This is a genomic window from Candidatus Obscuribacterales bacterium, assembly GCA_036703605.1.
Taxonomy (GTDB): Bacteria; Cyanobacteriota; Cyanobacteriia; order RECH01; family RECH01; genus RECH01.
In genome coordinates, this window is the sequence record DATNRH010001178.1 from 1 (window position 1) to 2,574 (window position 2,574).

At 52.1% G+C, this 2,574-nt stretch carries 4 protein-coding genes; 1 reads left to right on the forward strand and 3 read right to left on the reverse strand.

Features of this window, described 5'->3' with window-relative positions; genetic code table 11:
• Positions 1-335: 335 nt before the first annotated feature.
• On the reverse strand, positions 336-806 hold the full coding sequence (locus tag V6D20_24360; protein ID HEY9818914.1) for a hypothetical protein: 471 nt from the start codon (positions 804-806) through the stop codon (positions 336-338).
• Between the two features lie 144 nt (positions 807-950).
• Complete coding sequence (locus V6D20_24365; GenBank protein ID HEY9818915.1) at positions 951-1,247, reverse strand: hypothetical protein; 297 nt, start codon at positions 1,245-1,247, stop codon at positions 951-953.
• Between V6D20_24365 and uraH the strand changes: the two genes are divergently transcribed.
• Complete coding sequence (gene uraH, locus V6D20_24370) at positions 1,246-1,605, forward strand: hydroxyisourate hydrolase (GenBank protein ID HEY9818916.1); 360 nt, start codon at positions 1,246-1,248, stop codon at positions 1,603-1,605. The genes V6D20_24365 and uraH overlap by 2 nt on opposite strands.
• A gap of 235 nt (positions 1,606-1,840) precedes the next feature.
• Here the strand turns inward: uraH and V6D20_24375 are convergent, their stop codons facing one another.
• Positions 1,841-2,215, reverse strand: coding sequence for a hypothetical protein (locus tag V6D20_24375; protein HEY9818917.1), 375 nt, complete (start codon positions 2,213-2,215; stop codon positions 1,841-1,843).
• Between the last annotated feature and the right edge of the window lie 359 nt (positions 2,216-2,574).

A 2,574-nucleotide genomic window follows, 5' to 3' on the forward strand; every position in this document is an offset into this window, starting at 1 on the left:
GAAGGATAGCTTAAGCAATGTTGCGTCAATAACGTTCACAGTGATAGGCGTTAGCGATGTTCACACTGAGGATGGCTTGATGGTGGATCAAGGGTGCCCTAACGTCATCCAGTCTATCCGTTCTAGATATGAAAGACACACTCTTCACCCGCAATACAGTTTTTCCCTGTCACTAGGATCGCATAGCTTCCTAGCAAAGGTTGCATCGGGTTTACTCCAAGATCGATGGAGCAGGTTTGTATCCCTAGTATCCTAGCGTTGTCAGGGACGTTGTGGCTCAGGTCGTTAAAATTGTCTTGGAAATTCTACAGGATGAGCACCTCGTCTCTGGCTACCTACTCGTTTAGGCTAGGCGTAAACAGAATATCATTCACCACAAATGGGGCATCAGACATCAGCGCTACCTGGTGCATATTGGGCCCGATCGCATCGAGGGTTAAACAAGGCAAGGGGAGGGTTAAGTCTCGATGCTGGTGGAGCGATCGCTTGCCGTGAACAGCATGGCGGGCAATCACTTTGCCCTGGGCATCAAGGGCAACCAGGCTAATTTGGCGCAGACCGATCACCGAGGCGCTAATGTGCAGCACGCTGGGGGAAAACCGCAGGATGAGCGACGTGTGTCCTGCCGTGGGCATGAGCACCAAGGGGTGAGCGTAGTGGGAAAAGGCGGGGTTGGTAGGCGATAGGGCGATCGCCTGTTCGAACTGAATGCCATGGTCTCGATATTGATCTTGAACACGCTCAAAGGGGCTAAGCGTGTTAAACGATAGATGTACCGTTGCTTTTGCGGTTTTTGTCGTTGACATGGCCGGATGCACGAGTGAAGATTTTCGAGGATTCATGACGTTCTGTGACAATGATGTCGAGATAGATGGTAGGGAGATGTGGGTGGCGATCGCGTAGGTTCTCCTCTCTAGGGATATCTACGGATTGATACTCAGGTCTACACCTTAGGATTTCGTAGTTTCCGGCATAGCCGCTTGGAGCTGTGGCACTTTGTCAGGTGGTTGTCCGGATGGAACGATGGCGGCAGGGTGAAATCTTGGGTGGCGATCGCCGCCATGGTTCTCCAGACAGTGACCCTTAAGGATCTTGGTTGTTGTCGTCAATGAAACCCAGCCTTGGCAACCTCGTGACGGCGTGTGCCAGTCGGCTGAGTTGTCTAAGTTGTCTAGGGCAGGGGCGATCGCTTTGATGGGGTTTACGGTATGGTTGAGGTCAGATTTTAGTGCAAGCAACTTCACCATGACCGGATACTTGACCACCCATGTTCTTGATACCGCCCACGGCTGCCCAGCAGCGGAGGTAGCGATCGCCCTTTGGAGCATTTCAGCCGAAGGCGACCGTCTCTTCCTCGCCCAGGTCACCACCAATGATGACGGCCGCACCGATGCTCCCTTGCTGAGCGACAGCAGTTTTAAGGTAGGTACCTATGAGCTGGTCTTTTCCGTAGGCAGCTATTTTGCGCAGTTCAACCAAGCAGCTCCCAATCCACCGTTTTTGGATGAGATTCCCCTGCGCTTCAGTGTGGCGAATTCCGCTGCCCACTATCATGTGCCATTGCTGGTCTCCCCCTGGTCCTATAGCACCTATCGCGGTAGCTAGTACTCTGAGACGGACGTAACCCGCCTAGTTGCTAAGGCAGAAACCCTTGTGTGTCCTGGAATTCCTTTTCGTTTTTCTGTCTTCGTTTTTCTGTCTTGCGGTACTAGTTGGGCATATGTAGCGATGCCCATTTAAAACACGAGAGGCGCAGCCTGGGCTGCGCCTCTCTTCGGTATGCTACCGGTACTACTGGAACTATCCATAGTGGATTCTAAATGGCCTCAATTCGATAGGATTATGCAAAGGGGGAGGCGATCGCCATCCGTTTGCGGGTAAACCAGTTGCCCGACGAAGGTTGAACCGGCTTGTCTGTATCAGACGACTGCGATGGATCTGCACCGGGTTGGGTAGCAAACACCAGCATCGAGTCACTAGGACGCACAACCATTTCTTGACGAGCAAGTGCATCGCGCCATTGCCGTCCCTTTTTCCATGCACGCAGCTTGGTAACAGTCCAGCGGGGATTCACCGTATATCCAGCAAACCCAGCTCGTAGGGCGGCGTGGTTGGCGGCAGGAATGGAGGTGCGAACATACACGCCGGGTGTTAGTTCAACCACCGTGAAGTTAGACTGGGTCGAGACGTTAGACGCCGAGATAGTGTGAGACATGGACTTCACTCCTTCTCTATTCAATTGACTAGGTACATCTATCGACCATCATACCCCCGTATTACAAATTATTGCACTGCGCAACATGGCGTAACTGGGATGTAAACCTTGCGGGTGTTAGGATACGGATGGTCTCCTAAGGTCTTCACTCCATTTCATCTCTGTTCAGGATAGGTTAAAGCGTGTTAGGCAATCTTCACCACTATGCCAGAATTTTGCAGCGGTTTTGGGGAGCAGCAATCGCGGTTGAGCTGGAGTATCGAGTCAATGTTGCGATCGCCGCTCTGAGCAGCCTACTGGGTATGAGTGGCAGCCTATTTGGGCTGTTTTTGTTTTACCAGCAAGACTATACCTTCGAG

Coding starts and splice junctions, on each gene's coding strand:
- V6D20_24360 (HEY9818914.1), bottom strand. CDS start 806: ATGTCAACGACAAAAACCGCAAAAGCAACGGTACATCTATCGTTTAAC.
- uraH (HEY9818916.1), top strand. CDS start 1,246: ATGACCGGATACTTGACCACCCATGTTCTTGATACCGCCCACGGCTGC.
- V6D20_24365 (HEY9818915.1), bottom strand. CDS start 1,247: ATGGTGAAGTTGCTTGCACTAAAATCTGACCTCAACCATACCGTAAAC.
- V6D20_24375 (HEY9818917.1), bottom strand. CDS start 2,215: ATGTCTCACACTATCTCGGCGTCTAACGTCTCGACCCAGTCTAACTTC.